The 20,866-nt window shown below is 42.9% G+C and carries 19 protein-coding genes; 8 read left to right on the top strand and 11 right to left on the bottom strand.

Translation table 11 applies throughout. The features are described 5' to 3' along the window. Window positions 1–47 precede the first annotated feature (47 nt). The 5 genes from guaA to AHMF7616_RS02795 all read left to right on the top strand — a co-directional run bounded on the left by guaA (window position 48) and on the right by AHMF7616_RS02795 (window position 6,748). A complete protein-coding gene (gene guaA, locus AHMF7616_RS02820) occupies window positions 48–1,577 on the top strand; it encodes a glutamine-hydrolyzing GMP synthase (protein WP_115371504.1) in 1,530 nt (509 codons plus the stop codon). A gap of 467 nt (window positions 1,578–2,044) precedes the next feature. After that, entirely contained in the window at window positions 2,045–3,730 is a 1,686-nt protein-coding gene (locus AHMF7616_RS02815; protein WP_115371503.1) for an ABC transporter substrate-binding protein, read from the top strand. A 27-nt stretch (window positions 3,731–3,757) separates the two neighbouring features. Next, window positions 3,758–5,053 carry a glutamate-1-semialdehyde 2,1-aminomutase gene (gene hemL, locus AHMF7616_RS02810; RefSeq protein WP_115371502.1) on the top strand — a complete coding sequence of 432 codons (1,296 nt, stop codon included), beginning with the start codon at window positions 3,758–3,760 and terminating at the stop codon, window positions 5,051–5,053. Between the two features lie 106 nt (window positions 5,054–5,159). Then, a complete protein-coding gene (gene dcd / locus AHMF7616_RS02805) occupies window positions 5,160–5,696 on the top strand; it encodes a dCTP deaminase (RefSeq protein WP_115371501.1) in 537 nt (178 codons plus the stop codon). Window positions 5,697–6,292: 596 nt separating this feature from the next. After that, complete coding sequence (locus AHMF7616_RS02795) at window positions 6,293–6,748, top strand: hypothetical protein (protein WP_147275595.1); 456 nt, start codon at window positions 6,293–6,295, stop codon at window positions 6,746–6,748. A gap of 54 nt (window positions 6,749–6,802) precedes the next feature. On the opposite strand, the gene gldC is transcribed toward AHMF7616_RS02795, so the two are convergent. From gldC to AHMF7616_RS02760, 6 genes are all read right to left on the bottom strand, one after another. Continuing rightward, entirely contained in the window at window positions 6,803–7,135 is a 333-nt protein-coding gene (gene gldC, locus AHMF7616_RS02790; protein ID WP_115375430.1) for a gliding motility protein GldC, read from the bottom strand. 193 nt (window positions 7,136–7,328) lie between these two features. Beyond that, entirely contained in the window at window positions 7,329–8,453 is a 1,125-nt protein-coding gene (gene dnaN, locus AHMF7616_RS02785) for a DNA polymerase III subunit beta (protein WP_115371498.1), read from the bottom strand. Between the two features lie 353 nt (window positions 8,454–8,806). Continuing rightward, the gene (gene gldG / locus AHMF7616_RS02775) at window positions 8,807–10,510 is read right to left on the bottom strand and encodes a gliding motility-associated ABC transporter substrate-binding protein GldG (protein ID WP_115371496.1); all 1,704 of its coding nucleotides are present in this window, start codon (window positions 10,508–10,510) and stop codon (window positions 8,807–8,809) included. Then, complete coding sequence (gene gldF, locus AHMF7616_RS02770; RefSeq protein WP_115371495.1) at window positions 10,504–11,232, bottom strand: gliding motility-associated ABC transporter permease subunit GldF; 729 nt, start codon at window positions 11,230–11,232, stop codon at window positions 10,504–10,506. The genes gldG and gldF overlap by 7 nt, the downstream gene beginning before the upstream one ends. A gap of 196 nt (window positions 11,233–11,428) precedes the next feature. Beyond that, window positions 11,429–12,340: a gliding motility-associated ABC transporter ATP-binding subunit GldA gene (gldA, locus tag AHMF7616_RS02765; protein WP_115371494.1), complete on the bottom strand. Its 912-nt coding sequence runs from the start codon at window positions 12,338–12,340 to the stop codon at window positions 11,429–11,431. A gap of 312 nt (window positions 12,341–12,652) precedes the next feature. Further along, entirely contained in the window at window positions 12,653–13,366 is a 714-nt protein-coding gene (locus AHMF7616_RS02760) for an SDR family oxidoreductase (RefSeq protein WP_115371493.1), read from the bottom strand. Window positions 13,367–13,460: 94 nt separating this feature from the next. Between AHMF7616_RS02760 and AHMF7616_RS02755 the strand changes: the two genes are divergently transcribed. After that, complete coding sequence (locus AHMF7616_RS02755) at window positions 13,461–14,189, top strand: MlaE family ABC transporter permease (protein ID WP_115371492.1); 729 nt, start codon at window positions 13,461–13,463, stop codon at window positions 14,187–14,189. A 153-nt stretch (window positions 14,190–14,342) separates the two neighbouring features. Continuing rightward, window positions 14,343–15,122: an ABC transporter ATP-binding protein gene (locus AHMF7616_RS02750; RefSeq protein WP_115375429.1), complete on the top strand. Its 780-nt coding sequence runs from the start codon at window positions 14,343–14,345 to the stop codon at window positions 15,120–15,122. 88 nt (window positions 15,123–15,210) lie between these two features. Here the strand turns inward: AHMF7616_RS02750 and AHMF7616_RS02745 are convergent, their stop codons facing one another. Genes AHMF7616_RS02745 through AHMF7616_RS02735 form a run of 3 tightly spaced genes read right to left on the bottom strand, consistent with a single transcriptional unit; the run spans window position 15,211 to window position 17,560 of the window. Further along, window positions 15,211–15,813, bottom strand: a complete 603-nt coding sequence (locus tag AHMF7616_RS02745) for a bifunctional nuclease family protein (protein WP_115371491.1) — start codon at window positions 15,811–15,813, stop codon at window positions 15,211–15,213. Between the two features lie 32 nt (window positions 15,814–15,845). Continuing rightward, the gene (locus AHMF7616_RS02740) at window positions 15,846–16,820 is read right to left on the bottom strand and encodes an electron transfer flavoprotein subunit alpha/FixB family protein (RefSeq protein WP_115371490.1); all 975 of its coding nucleotides are present in this window, start codon (window positions 16,818–16,820) and stop codon (window positions 15,846–15,848) included. Between the two features lie 2 nt (window positions 16,821–16,822). Next, window positions 16,823–17,560 carry an electron transfer flavoprotein subunit beta/FixA family protein gene (locus tag AHMF7616_RS02735; RefSeq protein ID WP_115371489.1) on the bottom strand — a complete coding sequence of 246 codons (738 nt, stop codon included), beginning with the start codon at window positions 17,558–17,560 and terminating at the stop codon, window positions 16,823–16,825. 58 nt (window positions 17,561–17,618) lie between these two features. On the opposite strand from AHMF7616_RS02735, the gene AHMF7616_RS02730 reads away from it, so the two are divergent. Further along, window positions 17,619–17,960, top strand: a complete 342-nt coding sequence (locus AHMF7616_RS02730; RefSeq protein WP_115371488.1) for a tetratricopeptide repeat protein — start codon at window positions 17,619–17,621, stop codon at window positions 17,958–17,960. Between the two features lie 733 nt (window positions 17,961–18,693). Here AHMF7616_RS02730 and AHMF7616_RS02725 read toward each other — a convergent pair. Next, on the bottom strand, window positions 18,694–19,131 hold the full coding sequence (locus tag AHMF7616_RS02725) for a hypothetical protein (RefSeq protein ID WP_147275594.1): 438 nt from the start codon (window positions 19,129–19,131) through the stop codon (window positions 18,694–18,696). A gap of 249 nt (window positions 19,132–19,380) precedes the next feature. Then, window positions 19,381–20,679 carry a M20/M25/M40 family metallo-hydrolase gene (locus AHMF7616_RS02720; RefSeq protein WP_115371486.1) on the bottom strand — a complete coding sequence of 433 codons (1,299 nt, stop codon included), beginning with the start codon at window positions 20,677–20,679 and terminating at the stop codon, window positions 19,381–19,383. Window positions 20,680–20,866: the final 187 nt, after the last annotated feature.

The following is a 20,866-nucleotide window of genomic DNA, read 5'->3' as shown; positions in this document are numbered from 1 at the left end:
GCAAAGTTTCCCAATCTGGATTAAAACATTTTTCCTTACCTTTGCGCATGCCAGAAAAAATTCTCATTCTCGATTTTGGTTCGCAATACACCCAATTAATTGCCCGCCGGGTTCGCGAACTTAATGTTTACTGCGAAATTCATCCTTTTAATAAAGTACCACTCATTACTCCGGATATTAAAGGCGTTATCTTATCGGGCAGCCCTTGCTCCGTGCGCGACCAAGACTACCCGAATCCGGATTTAAACGAATATTTAGGCGCTATTCCGGTGTTGGGCGTTTGCTACGGTGCTCAGCTCTTGGCCTTTGAGAACGGGGGCGATGTAATTGCTTCCACTATTCGCGAGTACGGCCGGGCGCGGCTTAGCGAGGTGCACGCTACTAATCGTTTGTTAAAAGAAATAACCATTGGCTCGCAGGTCTGGATGTCGCATGGCGATACCATTAAGCATATTCCGGAAAATTTTGAAATTATTGCCTCTACCGATACCGTAGCAGTAGCCGCTTACAAGGTTGCCGGCCAGGAAACGTACGGCATTCAATTTCACCCGGAAGTAACGCATACCACCGAAGGTAAAACCGTATTGCGCAACTTTGTGGTGCACATTTGCGGCTGCCAACAAGACTGGACCCCCGACCAGTTTATTGAAACTACCGTAGAGGATCTGCGGAATTTAATTGGCAACGATAAAGTAGTACTGGGCTTATCCGGCGGCGTAGATTCTTCCGTGGCCGCCATGCTCATCCACCAGGCCATCGGGAAAAACTTGTATTGTATTTTCGTGGATAACGGCTTGCTGCGCCACGATGAATTTCAAAGCGTGCTGGACTCGTACCAACATATGGGCTTAAATGTAAAAGGCGTAAATGCCAAAGCCAGTTTTTACACCGCATTAGCCGGCCTTACTGATCCCGAATTGAAACGCAAAGCCATTGGCCGGGTATTTATTGAAGTTTTTGACCAGGAAGCTCACCAGATTGAAGATGTAAAATGGCTAGCGCAAGGTACCATTTACCCCGATGTTATAGAATCTGTTTCGGTAAAAGGCCCTTCGGTTACCATTAAATCGCATCATAACGTAGGCGGCTTACCCGACTTCATGAAGCTGAAAGTGGTAGAACCACTCAAAGCTTTATTTAAAGACGAAGTACGCCTGGTAGGTAAAACGTTAAATATTGATGATTTAATTTTAAGCCGCCATCCTTTCCCCGGCCCCGGGTTAGCTATCCGGATTATTGGCGATATCACCCCCCAAAAAGTACAGATCTTGCAACAGGTAGATCATATTTTTATTTCGGGTTTGCGCACCTCCGGCTTATACAACGAGGTGTGGCAAGCCGGCGCCATGTTGCTGCCGGTACAAAGCGTGGGCGTAATGGGCGACGAACGCACTTACGAAAACGTGGTAGCTTTACGCGCCGTAACCAGCGTAGACGGCATGACCGCCGACTGGGCGCATTTACCGTATGAGTTTTTAGCGAACGTATCGAACGAAATTATCAACAAAGTAAAAGGCGTAAACCGGGTCGTGTACGATATCAGCTCAAAACCACCGGCTACCATAGAGTGGGAATAGAGGTTGTAGGTTTAAAAGTTAGAAAGTTGAAAGGTTGGAAAGTTGTAAGGTTATAAGTCGTAAAACTAAAGGGCACAAGATTAATTTTTAACTTAAGACATTTTGCCTAGCGCCAGTTTAGCGGAGCGTAACTGGTGTCTGATTAACAATAGCCACTTTGTAACTGGCAAAGGTTGTCAGCTTTTTCTCGTTTTAATTGTCTTGAGCAATTGATTTTATAGGGATGTAATTCTTTTATTAAATCCTTCATCTTTCAGATTAATATCAAACTAAATATAATAAGCTTTATAACTACATAAGTAATTAACAATCGAAAGATTACATACTTATTGCTTATCACCTAAAACTTACTAAGTACTTAGACAAAATTAAGTTAAAAAAACTGAGTTTAAGCAATTGATAGTTAAAGTTATAACGATCGAATAACGAACAACTAAAAACGACCAACTACTTACCTTATTTATTACATGTATAAATTTTTCCGGTACTTATTTGTTTTTGCCTGGTTGCTGCTGTTTACGCCCATGGTGCAAGCACAAACCACTAATGAGTTGGCTACTAAGTACGAAAACGCGAAACAACTGATTAGCGCAAAAAAGTATCAACTGGCTATGGCGGAACTACAGCCGGTTATTGCGGCAAACCAAGCTGCTTATTCGCCGGGTGCGATGTATCTTTTTGCGGTGGCGGCGGTGCAATCCCAAAAGTACGCTGAGGCAAGTCAAAAATTAACTACTCTTAAAAATGCTTACCCTGATTGGGCCAATAAAGCCGATGCTTTGTTTTTGGAAGCCACGATTGCTTTTGCGCAAAAAGACTTTGACCGCGCGCTTACGTTAACCGAATCTATATCGGACAAAGATTTAGCGGACGAAGTAACGGCCATGAAGTACCATTACCTCAACCAACTGACCGATAAAGCTACTTGGCAGGATTTAGTTAGCCGCCATAACAACGATAAAATGTTGGGGCAATGGTACGCGAATAAATTATTAACCGGTTGGTACACGGCAGCAGATAAAGAAACCTTAGAATCGTTAGTTAAAAAATTTAAGCTAGACAAAAACAAATACGTTCCGGAGAACCCGGAAAATTTAAAAAAAACTAGTTTTAACGTAGCCGTGCTGCTGCCGTTTCCGCAGAACGAAGCCGAGGTGAAAGCCCGTCGCAACCAGTTTGTAACCGATTTATACGCTGGTATGCTCCTGGCCCAGGACTCGCTAGCTAAACAGCAAATACAGCTTAATTTATTTACTTACGACGCGCCCGCCGATACCAATAAGATAAAAGCCGTACTGCAATTGCCCGAAATGAGCAGCATGGATTTAATTGTAGGTCCGGTTTATAAATCGGCCAGTAAAGTTATTTCGCGCTTCACCCAACAACATGCCATTAACAGCATTAACCCGCTCTCCGATGATTTGTACCTGGTAAAGAATAACCTGAACCTGTATCTTTTTGAGTCGTCCATTACTACCCGGGCCAAACAAAGCGCGGCGTACGCTTATCAAAATTTCGCTTTAAAATCGGCTCTTATTATTGCCGAAAACAATAATGAAGATACCACCTTTGCCAATGCTTATAAGCGGGAGTTTGAGCGCTTAGGAGGTAAAATAACGCAGTATAAAAAGTTTAACCCAAAAATTACTTCGGGAGCTACTTTACTCGCCAACATGGATTTAAAAACCGTGGGGCATGTATTACTGCTGTCGAACATCCCATCGGTAGCGGTATATACTTTAAGTAATCTGGCCCAAGCCGATGCCACTACGCCTTTAATTACTTACCCAAGTTGGCTCAACGTGAATCAAATATCGTTGAGCCAGTTTAATAATCGGGAAATTTACTTTATTTACCCGAAATTCATTGATAATACCTTACCCGGCCCACAGCAGTTTCGGCGGAAATACACTACGCGTTTTCATGTACCGCCTACCGTATATGCTTACTCCGGATTCGAGATGTTGTATTACTTTGGGCAAGTTTTGCAAAAATACGGCAGCCGATTTAATGGTAGTTTACAGAACGAAGGACCCGTTTCCGGCGTTATATTTCAGGGAATCGGTTATGCCGGCGCACAGGATAATCAATATGTACCGCTCCTAAAAATGCAAGACCTTCAGTTAAACGTGGTTAATCCGATTTTCCGCTAAATCAAAATCAATCAACAGCAACTACGCATGATTCAGAATAGTCAGGATTTATTTAAACGCGCCCAACGGGTTATTCCGGGAGGTGTTAATTCGCCGGTTCGGGCTTTTCGGGCCGTCGGCGGCAATCCCATTTTTATGGCTTCGGCCAAAGGACCGTACCTCTACGACGAAGATAACAATCAATATCTCGATTTTATTAACTCCTGGGGTCCCATGATTCTGGGTCACGCTTGCGAAAACGTAGAGAAAGCGGTACAAGACGCTCTTGGCAATTCTTTTTCGTTTGGAGCGCCTACCCGTCGCGAAGTAGAAATGGCCGAGTTGATAATCAGCATGGTACCTTCCGTGGAGAAGGTTCGCATGGTAAATTCCGGTACCGAAGCTACTATGTCGGCGGTGCGGGTAGCCCGCGGTTATACCGGCAAAGATAAAATTATTAAGTTCGAAGGGTGCTACCACGGGCACGGCGATTCTTTTTTAATTTCGGCGGGCAGCGGCGCCATTACTTTAGGCGTGCCGGATAGCCCGGGCGTAACCAAAGGCGTGGCCCAGGATACCATTACGGTGCCCTACAACAATCTGGAAGCAGTAAAGATTGCTTTGGAGGCAAATAAGGGCCAGGTGGCAGCTATTATTCTGGAACCGGTGGTAGGCAATATGGGCTTGGTACCGCCGGTACGTGGCTTCCTGCCCGGTTTACGCGACCTCTGCGACCAAGAGGGTATTGTTTTGATTTTTGACGAAGTAATGACGGGGTTCCGGTTAGCGAAAGGTGGCGCGCAGGAATTATACAACGTAATGCCGGATTTAACAACGCTGGGTAAAATAATCGGGGGAGGGTTACCAGTTGGTGCCTACGGCGGCCGTAAAGAAATTATGGACTGTGTAGCCCCAGCCGGACCTGTTTACCAGGCGGGTACTTTATCGGGCAATCCGATTGCCATGGCGGCTGGCTACGCCATGCTCACTTACCTGAATGAACACCCGGAGGTTTACCCCTATCTGGATAACTTAACCAGTAAAATGGTAGAAGGCATGCGGGAAAACTTAACGCAGCTGAACCTGGATTATACCATTAACCAGGTAGGATCTATGTTCAGTATTTTCTTTACTTCTGATCCCGTTACCGATTTTGATTCGGCGAAACAATCGGATTTAGCTTTGTTTGGGCAGTACTTTAACAGCATGCTGCGCCAAGGCATTTACCTAGCTCCTTCGCAATTCGAAACTTTGTTCGTATCCATTGCTTTAACCGATAAACTGGCCGATCAATATATTGCGGCTAACTTAGCTGCTTTGCACGAAATTCATCAACTAGCTTAAAAGGCAGGGCTGGCTTGTCTCGTTGGAGTAAAAACCCAGCCCTCCTAAATTTACCAAGGGCTATTCGGTAAATAATGCTTATTTTTAAGCTTGAATTGCAAGCACCATGATCTTAACCGATAAAGAAATTCTGGCCGAAATAGTTAAAGGCAATATTTTAATTCAACCATACGATCGTAGCTGTCTCGGTACCAACTCTTACGATGTTCATTTAGGCAAGCACCTGGCCACCTATAAAGACGCTATTATTGATGCCCGCAAGCACAACGAAATCCTGCATTTTGAAATTCCCGAAACCGGCTTTGTGCTACAACCTGCTACTTTGTATTTAGGCGTAACCCATGAATATACCGAGTCGCACGCGCACGTACCGTTTTTAGAAGGAAAATCCAGCGTAGGCCGATTGGGTATTGATATTCATGCTACCGCCGGTAAAGGCGACGTTGGTTTCTGCAATACCTGGACTTTAGAAATATCTGTTACGCAACCCGTACGGGTGTACGCCGGCATGCCGATCGGTCAGTTAATTTATTTTGAAGTAAAAGGCGACATTGAAAATCTATATAATAAAAAATCAAACGCTAAATATAATACCCGCACCGAGCTGCCGGTAGAATCAATGATGTGGAAGAATCAGTTTTAGGTTGTAACCGGTAATTTTAAAAATTTTTAATGCCTGAATGCCTCTTCTTGCTAGCGGACGAAGAGGCATTTTTCGTAGGTGCCAGCTTTTTGCATTTTTATACCAAGCAGTAATAACTACCTTTTTGTCGATTAATTACCAAAGAATGAGGCTATGGGTAGCGTTCGCGCTAGCGATCGCTTCTCATTTTCGGATAGCCCATCTCTTATTGGCGAAAGCAGGTATTCTGGTAAACGCCAATCGGAGATTGGCCGCACCACAAGTGCTTAGAGCACTTCGCTAACTCTAAGCACAACGAAGCTTATATTTTTTAAATTTTTACCTATAAGCCAAACTAAGTAAATGGACACAAGTAGTAAGACACAAGTATCAAGACAAAATAAAACGTAATAATTTAAATATCAGTTATTTAACCTTGTATTTTCAATATTGGAATGTATCTTTTAATTTGTCCCTTTACTTAGTTATGCCATAAGTAAAGTTCTTTTAATTCTTAATTCAACATCCGGCTTAATTTTTCGTTATCAAAGAAAGAAGAACTTTTCGGCAAGAAAGGTTTGTTGATTGATATCTGGTAACGATTAAGATTTTCAGCTATGAAAAAGATATTAATAGTAGCTTATTTGGTCTGTTTTTCTATCATGAGTTTTGCTCAAAACAAAGATAAACCGGAACTAGCAAAGCAAAGAGCCAATCGGCTTTCGAACCAAATGATTCAGGATTTACGATTGAATAATTTTCAGGCGAAACGACTGCGGGAAATAAACCAGGAAAAAGTAAGTAAGATGATGGCGATTGAGCAAAAATTTGCCAACAATCCGGACTTAGTAGAAAAAAATTGCCAAGGTGTTTGCCGGGAGCGAGATAAGGAACTGGAAAGTTTTTTAAGCGTTGATCAATATAGCAAGTATTACGGCAATCGTTCGGAATTTTATAAGTACGATAAAGATTTTGCGAAGAACATTGGCTTGGTAAAATCTACGGATGCCAAAAGTACTTCGCAAAAGAGCGCTAACGCCGGCCAGGTTTTAAGACCAACCGTTAACCGGTAAATATATTTTATCTAAAAACTAAAAAGGCCTTGCAGGAGCAAGGCCTTTTTAGTTTTATTTTTTCTCTTCTTCTTCTACGTGTTTCATTAATTCTTCGCAGAGTTGCTTCATTTTTTGCACCATTACGGTATCGTTGGTAGCCCGGTGTAAACTCTCAGCCATAGAACCAATGGTATCAATGCAAAAGTATTTCATTTCGTTTACGGGCATATCTTTGGTCCATAAATCAATCTTCATGGTGCCGGCCTCGTTGCGGTCCCATAAGGCAATATTAATGGCTTTGGCAAAATGAATCGTATCGCCAGCATCGGTTGCGCGCCACGAAATCGCTTCCGGAACGTGCTGGTCATCCAGGGCAATGCTAAAATATATTTCTGATTTTTTCATTTTTTTCGTTATTAATTCTCTTTTTACTAAAATATTCCGGCAAAGGTACAGTATCAAGGGCGGAATAGAAACGGGATTAGTAAATTATTGCTTTAAAGGGCACGGTGTCTAGAAACAAAAAAGGAGGCTATTAACCTCCTTTTTTTGTTTTTTTTAAATTTTTTATTTTTACCAAGTAATTGATAGCTTATTACTACACATAATTATTTAACATAACCGGCATTACCAGCATTAAAATATTTTCGTTATCGTCGTTGTTGGTAGGCATTAACAAACCGGCCCGGTTAGGTGTAGAAAGCTCTAGATTTACTTCATCCGAATCAATGTTATTCAACATTTCTAACAAAAATTTGGCGTTAAAACCAATTTCCATGTCTTCGCCTTCGTATTGGCAGCTTAAACGCTCGTTGGCTTCGTTCGAGAAGTCTAAATCTTCGGCGGAGATTTGCAATTCACTGCCGGCTAGTTTTAAGCGTACCTGGTGCGTCGTTTTGTTGGAGTAAATAGAAATCCGGCGCACCGAGCTGAGTAAATCATAACGATCAATGCTGAGTTTGTTCGGGTTTTTAGCCGGAATAACGTTTTCGTAATCCGGATAACGCTCATCAATTAAGCGACACACTAACCGGATATTCTCAAAACTAAAAAAGGCGTTGGAATTGTTAAACTCTACCCGCACCGAAGTAGGTTCACTGGGCAAAGTAGATTTTAATAAAGTAAAAGCTTTGCGCGGAATAATAATAGAGGCCGTATCGCCAGGCGCTACGTCGTTGCGGCGATAGCGTAATAACCGGTGCCCATCGGTGGCTACAAAGGTAATGTTGCTGGCGGAAAGCTGCACGAAAATACCGGTCATGGCCGGACGAAGCTCGTCGGTGCTTACCGCAAATATGGTTTTGTTAATGGCCCGGGCCAGTACATTTGAAGGAATTTCGATGGAGTTCTGACTTTTTACTACCGGCACTTTCGGGAAATCAGTGGCATTTTCGCCGGATAATTTATAGCGGCCATTCGCGGAGCTTAATTCAATGGTGTAAGTCTCCTCGTCGAGCGTGAAGGTAACCGGCTGGTCCGGTAAATTCTTCAGGGTCTCGAGTAAAATGCGGGCGGGTGCGGCAATCCGGCCGTTCTCCTTGGCTTCTACCGTTAACTCCGTAATCATGGAGGTTTCCAGATCAGAGGCGGTAATCGTTAAAGTACCGTCGTGAATTTCGAACAAGAAATTTTCCAGAATAGGAACTACCGGGTTGTTGGCTACTACCCCGTTAATGCTTTGCAGTTGCTTTAATAAAGCGGAAGACGATACAATAAATTTCATTCCTTCTAGTCTGATGTGATGTAACAAAGTTAGAAATAATTAGAGTTTTTCCTACCCCAAAACCTGGATTGTGGAAATCTTTTACAAAGTGTGGATATGTTTTTCAGGCTTAAAAATAACCTTTGTTGGTTAAAAGTGGGCGTAGTTCTTGGGAGTTTTTTCAGGTCGCGTAGGCTGGGTACTGTTTTACATAGCGGCTTTCATCAAGAGGAAATAGCCTTCGTTACGGCTGATCTTTGGAGCCGGTTCCTGGCTCCAAAGATCAGCCGTAACAGAAAAACTTTTAGTCAATTAGCTAGTCAATATCGCCCAATTTTTTAAATTTTGATTGACTTACCAGGCGTACAACCAGATTATGCAGCGTATTTCCGTTGGCGGAAGTAATACTTACCTAAACCAAAAAGAATTAATAAAACCAAAGGACCAGCCAGGTTAATGCTTTGCCAGCGGCTACGCTCCTCTTTTATCCGGATTTTATCCAGCGGTCGCAAAGTAATCTGCTTGGCCCGCACGTTAATCAAACCACTGTTATCCAGCAGGTATTCCATGGCGTTCATCACTAAATCTTTATTGGCAAAACGCGTGCGCATAAACCGGTCGTAACCTAACTCAAAAGGCTGGCTGGTTTTGCGGTTTACTTCGTTTTGGATAATATCACCATCCGAAAAAATAATAATTTTAGCTGGTTTGCCCGTAGTTATTGCGCGTGGCGTACTGGCCGGTAAACCAGTAGGCAAAGGCCGATTGGTATATAAAGACGTAAAATTACCTTCGAGTAAATAACCCACTGCTTGCGGACCTTTGTTGTATAAACTCGGCTTAATGTTTACCCGGGCTTCGTTTAAACTAATGGAAACCGGGGGAGCCAGAATTTTGGTGTAACGAGAAGTATACATTAAGGGCGTTTTCCGGATGGCTTTAACCCGCACGCTATCCAGGGTGCTCATAAATTTACCGTACACAGCATCCAGGTTTCGGGTAATTGGGTGTTGGCTAAACGTGTTAATCAACGGGAAATACCGCCAGTTCAGAAGCTGCGTTTGCGGCTTATTACCGAACATACCCGTAACAATGGGTATTTGGCCGGAATTAATATCCTGCACCAAGTTGGCATTTACCCGTACGCCGTACTTAAAAAGCATATCGTCCAAGTTTAAGTTGTACGGGAAAGCAAGGTAACCCTGGGCCGGAATGCTATCCATCTCGGCTTTAACCGCATCCAGAAAGAAGATCGCGTTACCGCCCTGCATCAAATACTGGTCAATTTTAAATTTTTCAATTTCGCTGTAGGGCCGGGTGGGTTTGGCAATTACCAAGGCACTTAAACTTTGCAGGTTAGGCACTTTATTGATATCAACCCGGTACACATCGTAATACTTTTGCAAAGATGTTATAAAATCGGCCGCTTCCAGATTATTTAGTTCGCCGTGGCCTTCGACGATGCCAATGCGCTTGCGGTTGGTGGTGGCTAATTTGCGTATGGCCGAAGCCATTTCAAACTCCAAGCCTTCGATGGACTGGTTTAAACGCTGGTCGGGCGAAGCAGCCTGATTGCCTTTCAGCAACATTACCGGCTCTTCTTTGCCGTTAGCCGAAAAAATAGCTCCCGGAAATATTAGTTTCTCTACTTTTTTATCGCCTTCGGTGGCAAATAAATTGGTAGGCTGAATGCCCTTTAAAGCCAGATTGGTATACAGTTGATTTCTTTTTTTTAAATCGGTACCGGCGCTGGGATCGATAAAGGAATAAGAGAAATTAGAAGAATAAATCCGGAACTCTTCCAGCGTTTCGCGCACAGCGCCTTGTAAGCGTTTAAATCCGGCCGGAAACTCGCCTTCCAGGTATACATCTACGTGTACAGGCTGCGGCAATTCTTCCAGCAGCTGGCGGGTGGCCGGGGCCATGGTATACCGCTTGTCCTGGGTTAAATCAAGCCGGAAAAAGTAAAAAGCCGATACAATGTTTAGTAAAACTACTGCGCCAATAAGAATTAAAAACTGGGTAACATCTTTTTGCTTCCGGCTACTAGTAGCGGCAGCCTTATTGTTGTCTACCATTTTCTGCTCTCCATCACTAATTTGGTAGCCAGTAAAAACAAAGCCGCTACACTCGCAAAATACAACACATCCCGGGAATCAATTAAGCCTTTGCTCAGGGCACTGTAATGAAAAGAAACGCCTAACTGACTGATCAGGTACGAGGTCGTTCCCCACACATCAATGGCGGCCAGCGAATCGAAACCAGAGTACAACAAGAAACAGAAAAACACCGCAATGATAAAAGCCACAATTTGATTTTCGGTGAGGGCCGAGGCAAAAATACCAATAGCGGTAAAAATACCAGCCAGAAACACCATGCCCAAATACGAACCTGCTACTGCTGCCGAATCAAGATTACCTACCGGATTGCCCAGGGTATACACCGAGTAATAGTAAATTAACGTAGGCAATAAAGCCAGGATGACCAAACTCAAACAAGCTAAAAATTTACCGGTAATTAACTCTAGGTCCGTGATAGGTTTGGTGAGCAGCAACTCGATGGTGCCGGATTTCTTTTCTTCGGCAAAGGTACGCATGGTAATAGCCGGAATTAAAAAAAGAAACAGCCAGGGGGCAATATTAAATAACGTCAGCAAATCGGCATAACCGTAATCCAGCACACTGCTCTCCGGAAATACCCAGGTAAACAAGCCCGTGGTCAGCAGGAAAACCCCGATAACAATGTAGGCGATCATGGAATTTAAAAAGGAATTTATTTCTTTCCGCAGAATGGCGAACATGCTTTCTTTTTAATTAAAAACTATGAATTAGAAATTAGAAATGATTCCTTAAACCCTACCGGATTTGCACAAAAGTGAGCATTGCCGACGTTTGTGTCTTCACAAACAGCTTCAGATATCTTTTTATAAAAATCTTATCATAGCTGAATTTGGGCACCCAATTACGCATCGTCATTTTTAATTTTTAATTCATCATTTATTTAGTTAACGATTGAAATATTTTTTCCAGAGAATGTTCTTCCTGGCGCAAACCGACTAAACTCCAATGATGGGTAGCCGCTAAACTAAAAACCGCCGACCGGATGTCAGAGTTTTTTTGCGAAATAATACGGTAGGTATAGGCTTTTACCAGGTGAATCGCTTGCACCCCCGGTATTCCCCGCAATAAACTTTCCTCAATGGGGCTTTCAAATTCCACTAAAGTGCTGATTTCCTGCTGGCCTAAGGTGTTTAAAGATGCAACATCGCTATCGGCTACAATTTTACCTTTGTTGATAATAACCACCCGGTCGCAAATGGCCGAAACTTCCTGCATGATGTGGGTGGAAAATAAAACGGTTTTCTCCTGTCCGATCTGTTTAATCAATCTTCTGATCTCGCTTAACTGATTCGGATCCAGGCCGGTAGTTGGTTCATCCAGGATTAGTACTTGCGGGTTGTGAATTAATGCTTGCGCCAACCCAACCCGTTGCCGGTAACCTTTCGATAATGACCCGATTTTCTTCCGGCGTTCGATGGTTAATCCACACAGCGCGACCATTTCTTCTACCCGTTTTTTTAAATTTTTACTTTTAAGGCCGTACAGTTGCCCGATAAAAGTTAAATACTCGGTTACGTACATGTCCAGGTACAAGGGGTTATGTTCCGGTAGATAGCCTACATTGCGGCGCACTTCGATTGGGGCTTCCTGCACATCGTACCCGTTTATAGTAATGGTACCGGCACTGGGTGGTAAGTAGCAGGTGGCAATTTTCATGGTGGTGGATTTGCCGGCGCCGTTTGGTCCTAAAAAGCCCAGCACCTGGCCGGGTTGCACCGCAAACGAAATATCATCCACAGCCTTTTGTATGCCAAACAATTTTGTTAAACCTTTAACCTCAACCGACATATCTTATTTTCCTGGTTTGCCCTGTAAATGTATGATCTATTTAAAATTTTAAGTAAGATCTTTCTTATCTAGATTTAAAAACAGCTCTATATAACATCTAAAGCGATTTTTAAATAATTTAACCCGTATGTAAACGATGAAAACCTTTAAAAAATATAATTACGGATAGGCCTATGTACCGATTTTTAAAATTTTTTAAATTGCTATGCACCTTAGATTTAACTTTATTAACCCGCTATTATTAACTCCAGAGACTTAACATTTTAAATTAGTTCAACAACTTATCACTAGTATTTTACCTAAGCTAACTGGTTACGATTCAATATCTCCTAACTGCGGGCGGATCAGCAGTTCTTCTACTACCGCCGAATCTGATAATTGATAGGTGGCAAAAATAGCATTAGCCACATCATCGGCCCGAATAAACCGGGAAGCGGGCAAATCTACGCCTTCCCAACTGGCCGTTAAAGTGGCGCCGGGTAAAACGGCCGTTACTTTAACGTTGTGTTCTTTGAGTTCTTCGCGTAAAACTTTCGTCATGCCGTACAAGGCAAATTTTGAAATACAATACGAGCCGCCGTTAGTATACGGCGTAATGCTGGCCGTAGAACACATGTTAAAAATATGCCCACTGCGCCGTTTAATCATATCGCCCACGAAAGATTTAGTAACAAAATAGGCACTGTACAGGTTGGTTTCTATCATGTGCTTTAAAACAGTGTCCGGCTCTTCGTGAATTTTACCGGGCAAAAAAATACCGGTGTTATTGACCAGTACATCAATCTTTACTTTTAAAGAATGTACGTAATCTAAAAAACTTTGCAAAGCTAAAGAATCACTCAGATCGGCAGCCCGGTAAAAAACTTTACTGAATGTATATTTTTGCTGGATATCCAGTTTTAATTTGCGCAGTTCACCTTCCTGGCGCGAACAAGTGATGATATGAAAGCCTTCGACGGCAAACCGTTCGATAATTGCCCGACCAATACCCTTCGTGCCGCCCGTAACCAATATATATTTTTGCATAGGTTTACGATAGTTTTATTAATTTCCTCGTAATATAGTCAATTGTAATCTGCTTTGGCAGTTTTAGCCCGCTGCTTGTACTTAAAACCTTTATATGAGAACCTTCGGTAACTTTTTAATTTTTATAGGAAGTCTGTTTTCCCGCGGCGAATCCTTTCGGATTTTGTTTAACCGCACCATTGATGAAGCTATTCTGATCGGGATCAATTCCATTTTTATTGTAGCGATTGTTTCTACTTTTATTGGTGCCGTAACCTGCGTGCAAATTGCCTATAATCTTACTAACGCGTTAATTCCGCGTTCTACAATAGGTTTTATGGTACGGGAAATGACCATTCTGGAACTGGCTCCCACTATTACCTCTATTGTATTAGCGGGTAAGGTTGGGTCTAACATAGCCGGCGGACTAGGAACTATGAAAATTACTGACCAGGTAGATGCTTTGGAAGTAATGGGCATTAATTCGGCCTCTTATTTGGTTTTACCTAAAATTATTGCCTCTCTTTTTATGTTTCCAATGCTGGTAATTGTGGCCATGAGTTTATCTATTGGGGGTGGTTACATTGCCGGTACTTTAGCGGGTGCTTTAACTGCCCAGGAATACATCGAGGGTATCCGGGACGAGTTTGTACCGTACAACATTGTATTTTCATTAATTAAATCGGTGGTATTTGCTTTTCTTATTGCGGCTATTTCTTCGTTTGAAGGTTTCTCTACCAAGGGTGGTGCCTTAGAAGTAGGTGCTTCCAGTACCAATGCGGTTACCAAAAGTATTATTGCCGTTTTAATTGCCGATTTTGTGTTGGCTCAACTGCTGCTTTAGGTTGCAGGGGGCTGGTTACCAGTTGAAAAGTTAGAAAGTTTAAAAGTTGGAAAGTTGCCGGTTGATAATGGTAGACTATCCGTTTTTTTAAATATTAAACAATTTAACAAATTAATCTATGGTCTGTGGACCGTAGACTATGGACTAAAAAACATGATTGAAGTACATAACATTCATAAATCTTTTAACGGCGCAAAAGTGCTAAACGGCATTAACGGCGTTTTTGAATCGGGTAAAACCAGCTTATTACTTGGCGCCAGTGGTACCGGTAAAAGCGTTTTGCTGCAATGTATTGTGGGCTTAATTAAACCCGATATTGGCAGTATTACCTACGACGGCAAAGTATTTACCAACAACAAACTAGATTTGCGCCAGGAAATTCGCCGTAAAATTGGCATGCTGTTCCAGGGCGGGGCCTTGTTCGATTCTATGACCGTAGAAGAAAACGTAGAATTTCCGCTGCGCATGCAAAGCTCTATGACCCGCGAAGAACGCCGCGACCGCGTTAATTTTTGTTTAAAACGCGTAGGACTGGAGAATGCCGGCAAAAAAATGCCTTCCGAAATAAGCGGCGGGATGAAAAAAAGGGTGGGCATTGCCCGGGCCATTGCACCCAATGCCAAATACCTCTTCTGCGACGAACCTAACTCCGGCCTGGACCCGCTTACGTCTATTAAAATTGATGAGCTGATTTATGAAATTACCAAGGAATTTGATATTACCACGGTGGTAGTAACCCACGACATGAACTCGGTGATGGAAATTGGCGACCATATTATTTACATGTACAAAGGCAATAAAGTATGGGAAGGCACCAAGGATGACATCATGAATACCAAAATTAAAGAGCTAAACGAGTTTATTTTTGCCAGTACCTTAATGCGGGCCGCTAAAAAAGTAGACGAAGAACTCGGTGATATTCAAAGTATTTAGGTAGCTCGGCAATCGGTTTATTAAAAATAAAGAGAAAGCCTCTCCAACTTTAGAAGTTGGAGAGGCTTTCTCTTTATTTTTAAAATTTTCAACCTCTTTTATTTAATTCATCCCGGATTTTAGCGGCCCGCTCGTAGTCTTCTTTATCCAGGGCTTCAATTAATATCTTGTTTAGCTCCTCTACGCTCATTTCTTTAATGTTTTCTTTGCTTTCGTACACCGGCTCGGCTTTGCTGGTGGTGGGGGCATCGCTGTCTTCTTCCTCCTCTTCTTCTTCCAGGTCGCTCAAAATAATACCGGCTTCGGATAAAACACTTTCTACGGTATAAATATTTACCCCAAACCGTAAACCAATGGCAATAGCATCCGACGGACGGGAATCCAGTTCAAACTCCCGAAGGCCATCGGAGCAAATTATTTTTGAATAAAAAACGCCTTCTTTTAAATCCGAGATTAACACTTCTTTTACAATTATCCGGACCTGTTGCGCAAAAGATTTAAATAAATCGTGCGTTAAGGGCCGGTTCGGGTTAATTTTCTCGATTTGTATGGCAATGGACTGCGCCTCGAACATGCCGATAATTATCGGCAAACGGCGGTTTCCGTCTTTTTCTCCTAAGACTAAAGCAAAGGATCCGGATTGGGACTGGCTGGATGATAAGCCTAATATTTCTAACTGAATTTTTTTCACAGTTTATCGTCTCGTGTAATGTATTCTGCTGATTATTTTTCCAGAGCTTTTGCTGCTTCTATCAATTTGGGCACTACTTCAAAAACATCTCCTACAATCCCGTAATCAGCGGCCTTAAAGAATGGCGCTTCCGGATCTTTATTGATAACGACAATTACTTTAGAAGAGTTTACCCCAGCTAAGTGCTGAATAGCCCCCGAAATGCCCACGGCAATGTATAAATTAGGGCTGATCGTAATACCGGTTTGCCCCACGTGCTCGTGGTGCGGACGCCATTCCACATCGGCTACGGGCTTAGAACAAGCAGTGGCCGCGCCTAAAGCTTTAGCTAAATCTTCAATCAAATGCCAGTTTTCCGGTCCTCGTAAACCGCGCCCGCCGGAAACCACAATATCAGCTTCGGTGAGCAATACATCGCCGGTCGCCCGGATGGTTTCCTGGGGCGTTCCGCTAAAGTCGGCATCAGTAAGCGGAGTGGTAAATGGTTCTACCCCGGCCTCGGCAGAGCCGGTGGGTGCTACCTCTATCGCATTCTTTTTAAGCGCGATTATTTTGGTGGCTGCCGTGAGCACCTCGTCCGCGAAAGCTTTACCGGAGAAAACCGTTTTTTTAACTTTTAAAGTTTCTCCGGAAATTTCGGGCAAGGCCACTACGTTGGTAGCATAACTGGCTTGCAAGCGGGCCGCCAAACGGGCTCCTATACCGGTGCCAATATTGGTGTTCGATAAAACGATAACCGAAGCACTTTCTTTTTCGGCCGCGGCGGCTACTACTTTTACGTAGGCTTGGCTCACGTAATCTTTCAGGCGGGCTTCGGTGTCGTGTAAAACTTTGGTAATGCCGTATTGCCCTAAATTTTTTAATTCGTCGGCGGCCACCTCTCCTATTGCCACGCCCACTGCCGAAGTACCCAATTGGGTAGCAACTTGATTTCCGTAAAAGGCCGCTTCCAGCGAAGATTTTTTTACCTTACCATCCGCACATTCTATAAATACTAAAACCGACATATCTAAATTACTTTTGCTTCGTTTCTTAACAACGAGATTAATTCGCCGGCATTGGCCGGATCAATTAACTTTACGCCTGATTTCTTTTCCGGCAACGCATAAGCTTCCGTTTTAGTTTTAGCTTCGCTGCTTACGGGTTCCACCACCTTTAAAGGCTTGGTCCGGGCCGTCATAATGCCGCGCATGTTCGGAATCCGGGGCTCGCTCATGGGTTGCTGGCAACTCACTACCACGGGTAAAGCTACTTGCACTATTTCTTTTCCGCCTTCTATCTCGCGTTCTAACGTAGCGGTAGTACCGGCCACGTCCAGCTTAATGGCCGGTACAATGGCGGGCCAGCCCAGCAATTCGGCTACCATGCCGTGCACCTGAAAACCATTATAATCTACCGACTCCTTCCCCATCAAAACTAAATCATACGCCTCTTGCTTGGCAATTGCCGCAATTTGCTGCGCCACCAAAAAAGAATCCGTTGGCTTTACGTTTACCCGGATGGCATCATCAGCGCCAATGGCCAAAGCTTTCCGGATATTGGCTTCCGTATCGGCTAAACCTACGTTTAATACCGTAACCGAACCACCTAAACTTTCTTTCAGTTCAATGGCCCGGGTAAGGGCATATTCATCGTAAGGATTTATTACGAATTGTACGCCGGCAGTGTTAAGTTCTTTATTATCAGATGAGAAAGAAATTTTAGTAGTGGTATCGGGAACGTTACTTATACAAACTAAAATCTTCATCGGCGATTTGTTTACGTAGAAAAATTAAATTTGCGCAAAGTTATAAAAATAAGCCAGAATGGAAAGTAACCGTACCAGATTAGACCAACTTTTCGAGTTTTACCGCGAAGATCCCACCGACGCATTTACCATCTATGCCATAGCTACCGAGTATTTAAAAATAGATCCGAAAAAAGCCCTGGAATATTACCAAATCCTTTTAAATGACCACCCAGACTACGTGGCCACTTATTACCATACCGGTAAGTTATACGAAGTGTTTGGGGAAAAAGCCCAAGCCGGGCAAATTTACCAAAAAGGCCTGCTCATCAGCCAACAACAAGGCAACCGGCACGCTTTCTCGGAGTTGCAGCAAGCGTATAACCAGCTTATGGGTTTAGATGATGAAGATGATTGGTAGTAAGTAAATAATTACGGCTTTAGATAGCATTTATTCTGTTGGTTGGTTGGAGCCTTTTCAAGCCACCAGGCTCAGGTGGTATCTAACTTGCTGCCTTGAGCAGAAAAGACCCGGTTGAAAAGAGATGTAATCAGATTAGTCATTTGAAATAACAATGCTAGGAACCCGTCAGTTAGGAAACCGACTCTTGTCTGAAAGGCCCAGGTGACGCTGCGCTGAACACTTGCGCCAGGTTCCGGAATGTTACTAACAACTTGTTCTTATTACTTTGACGAGTTAAGAACAGTGGCTAAGTATAAACAACATCAGTTTGGCTGTGGAGGGCCTTCTAAGGTTCCGGTGTGGCATTAAGCCACATTCCGCAGCGGAGCAAGGAAAGGAAGCTTAATGTTACACCGGAAGAGCTAAACGGGGCCCGCCGGCCACGAGGCAAGCTGGTTACTATGTCAATTGAGATAGCACCAACTCATGGAGGCTTAAAAAGGCTCCAACCAACATCCGGAATAAACGCTATTTGCAACAGCAGTAATTTAGTATTAAAAATTTTTAAAAATATCCCCTTTACCTTACTTATGCTAACACAGCTCTTATACCGGCCAATTTTTTTCCACAACCAAGCTTACTACCGGAACAGGCGTTAAAACAAATAAAAAAGCCGGCTTACTAGAAGCCGGCTTTTTCATTTGTTTTACAAAAAATTGTATTATCAATTATCTGAATGCTTTTATTTTACCTAATTAACCTTTAAGCGGTTAATTTCTTCCATAAAAAACAAATCATCGGAAGCTAATTTACCGGGAGCATACATGTAATTACCTTTAAATTTATTGCTTTGGGTGGCAGAGGAAATTAATTTTAAATTAGTACCTTCTACTTGAGCCGTTAGCACCACGTGCTCGTTCATGCAGGTACCCGAGAAAGTAAAGTTATAGGCGTGGTCGCCCAGAATAATTTGAATGGGCCAATCTACACTGCTGCCTTTAGCTCTGATTTCGCTTACCAACTGTAATACAGCATCAAAAGATTGCACTTCAGCTAATGAAATAAGTGATTTAAACAAAATTTCGCGTTGTTCAAACTGGATGTTGCTGTATAAAATTTTTTCTACGAAATAGCCATTATTACATAATAAAACTAATTCACCCTTAGGGGGTACGCTATCTTTCATCATTAAAACAACTGCGATTTTTACCTAGACCACTTTCACCTTTTTTATTACTAATTTATGGCGATACGCAAAAGCTTAACAAAAAGTTAACACTATTGCGAAAAAAATACAGATTAAGTAGTAAAAACCCTGATCTTAAAATATTTCTACGGATATCTAGCACTAAATCAAGTAAATAAAACCCGTATTTATCTACCACAAAAAGAAAAACGCCGGCTACTACCTATTTTTTTAAAAATCAACTGTAACCCTTTATTCTACATCCTTAGCTTGTATCCGGGTAGGCGTAGCTTTACCGGCTATTACACTGCGGGCTCCCTGGGCAATGGCCTCAATCAGGTGGGTCATGTTGGTTACATCCAGGCTGGCAAACTCATCCTCTACGGAGTGGTATAACTGATCGGTATCAATTTTATCGGAAGAGATGGTGTGGGCCGGTACGCCCAACCGGGCCAGCGTGGCATTATCGGAACGGTAAAATAAGTTTTCTTTAATATACGGGTCCGGGTGAAGAGTAAACTTGGTACCGCTGAGGTTTTTTTGAAAAATCGTACCTAAATCCGATTTATCGAAACCGGTCATAAAGCCGGCATTTTTGCCAAACTGCGCTACTTTGCCAATCATTTCGATGTTAAACATGGCCGTAATTTGCTGCGGATTTAGTTGCTTCGAGAAATACTGGGAGCCGTAACCACCAATTTCTTCGGCGGTAAAAGCTACAAAAATCAGGCTGCGGGCATTGTTGTTTAATTTTTTAAAATACCGGGCCAAAGCAATCACGGCGGTAGTTCCGGAAGCATCATCATCGGCCCCGTTGGCGATGGAATCGTTGTTAACGGCCGGCAATACGCCAATATGATCGTAATGCGCCGAGAAAATAACAAACTCGTTTTTGCGCGATTTACCGGGTAAATAGGCCACTACGTTTTGCAAACTTTTCGGGGTAATTTTGTTTATGGCGGTAACCTGTACTTGTTTGGGCTGCAGGTTTTTGGTAAGCGCAAAAACCAAGGTAGTGCTGTCTAACTGCAGGTGCACATTATTCCGGCCGAGGTAATGGCGGTAACGTTTAAACATTTCGGCGTGGGCGGTATCGATCAGCACCAGGCTACTTTTCTTTGCCGCTAAAACCGCCTGAAACTTCTGACTCAAATTATCCTGGGCCGCAATCCGGGTTATGTTGGTTAAAGCCGGGCTACTTTGGTTTAAAACTACCTTTTGGGCGCTGGTTTGTATAAAATAAGATTCCTGGGGCAAATTATCCCCATCCAGAACCAAGCTGTTTTGCACGGATTCTACTTGGTAAACATGAAACTTTTGCTCGAAAGAAGAAAGTCCCGGCATGGGTTGCAAGCCCGCTTTTTTAAATTCTGACTGAATAAACTGCGCCGCCTTGGTATTGCCCGGGGTAAAAGCTTGGCGCCCCTGCATGTCGTCGGCGGCTAAGGTTTTTACAATCCGGCTTACTTCCGCGGCCGATATGGTATTTTGGGCCGAAACCTGGCGCAGCAGTAACAAGCAAAAAGCGCCGGTATAAAAAAGATATTTCATGATGGCAGATTATGATAAGAAATAGGAAAACAATGCTGCAATTTATTTAAAAATTTTACCCTTCCTAGAACCAGGTAAAAGCAAAAAAGGCAGCCGGAGAAGTAAATAAAAATAGAGGCTATAGAATAAAGCGATTGGTCGTAAACAAATTTACTACCTGGCAGTTTAACATGCGTTATTTACACTT

Origin of the sequence: Adhaeribacter pallidiroseus (assembly GCF_003340495.1) — a bacterium.
Lineage (GTDB): Bacteria > Bacteroidota > Bacteroidia > Cytophagales > Hymenobacteraceae > Adhaeribacter > Adhaeribacter pallidiroseus.
This window is presented reverse-complemented; position numbering and strand designations above follow the sequence as displayed.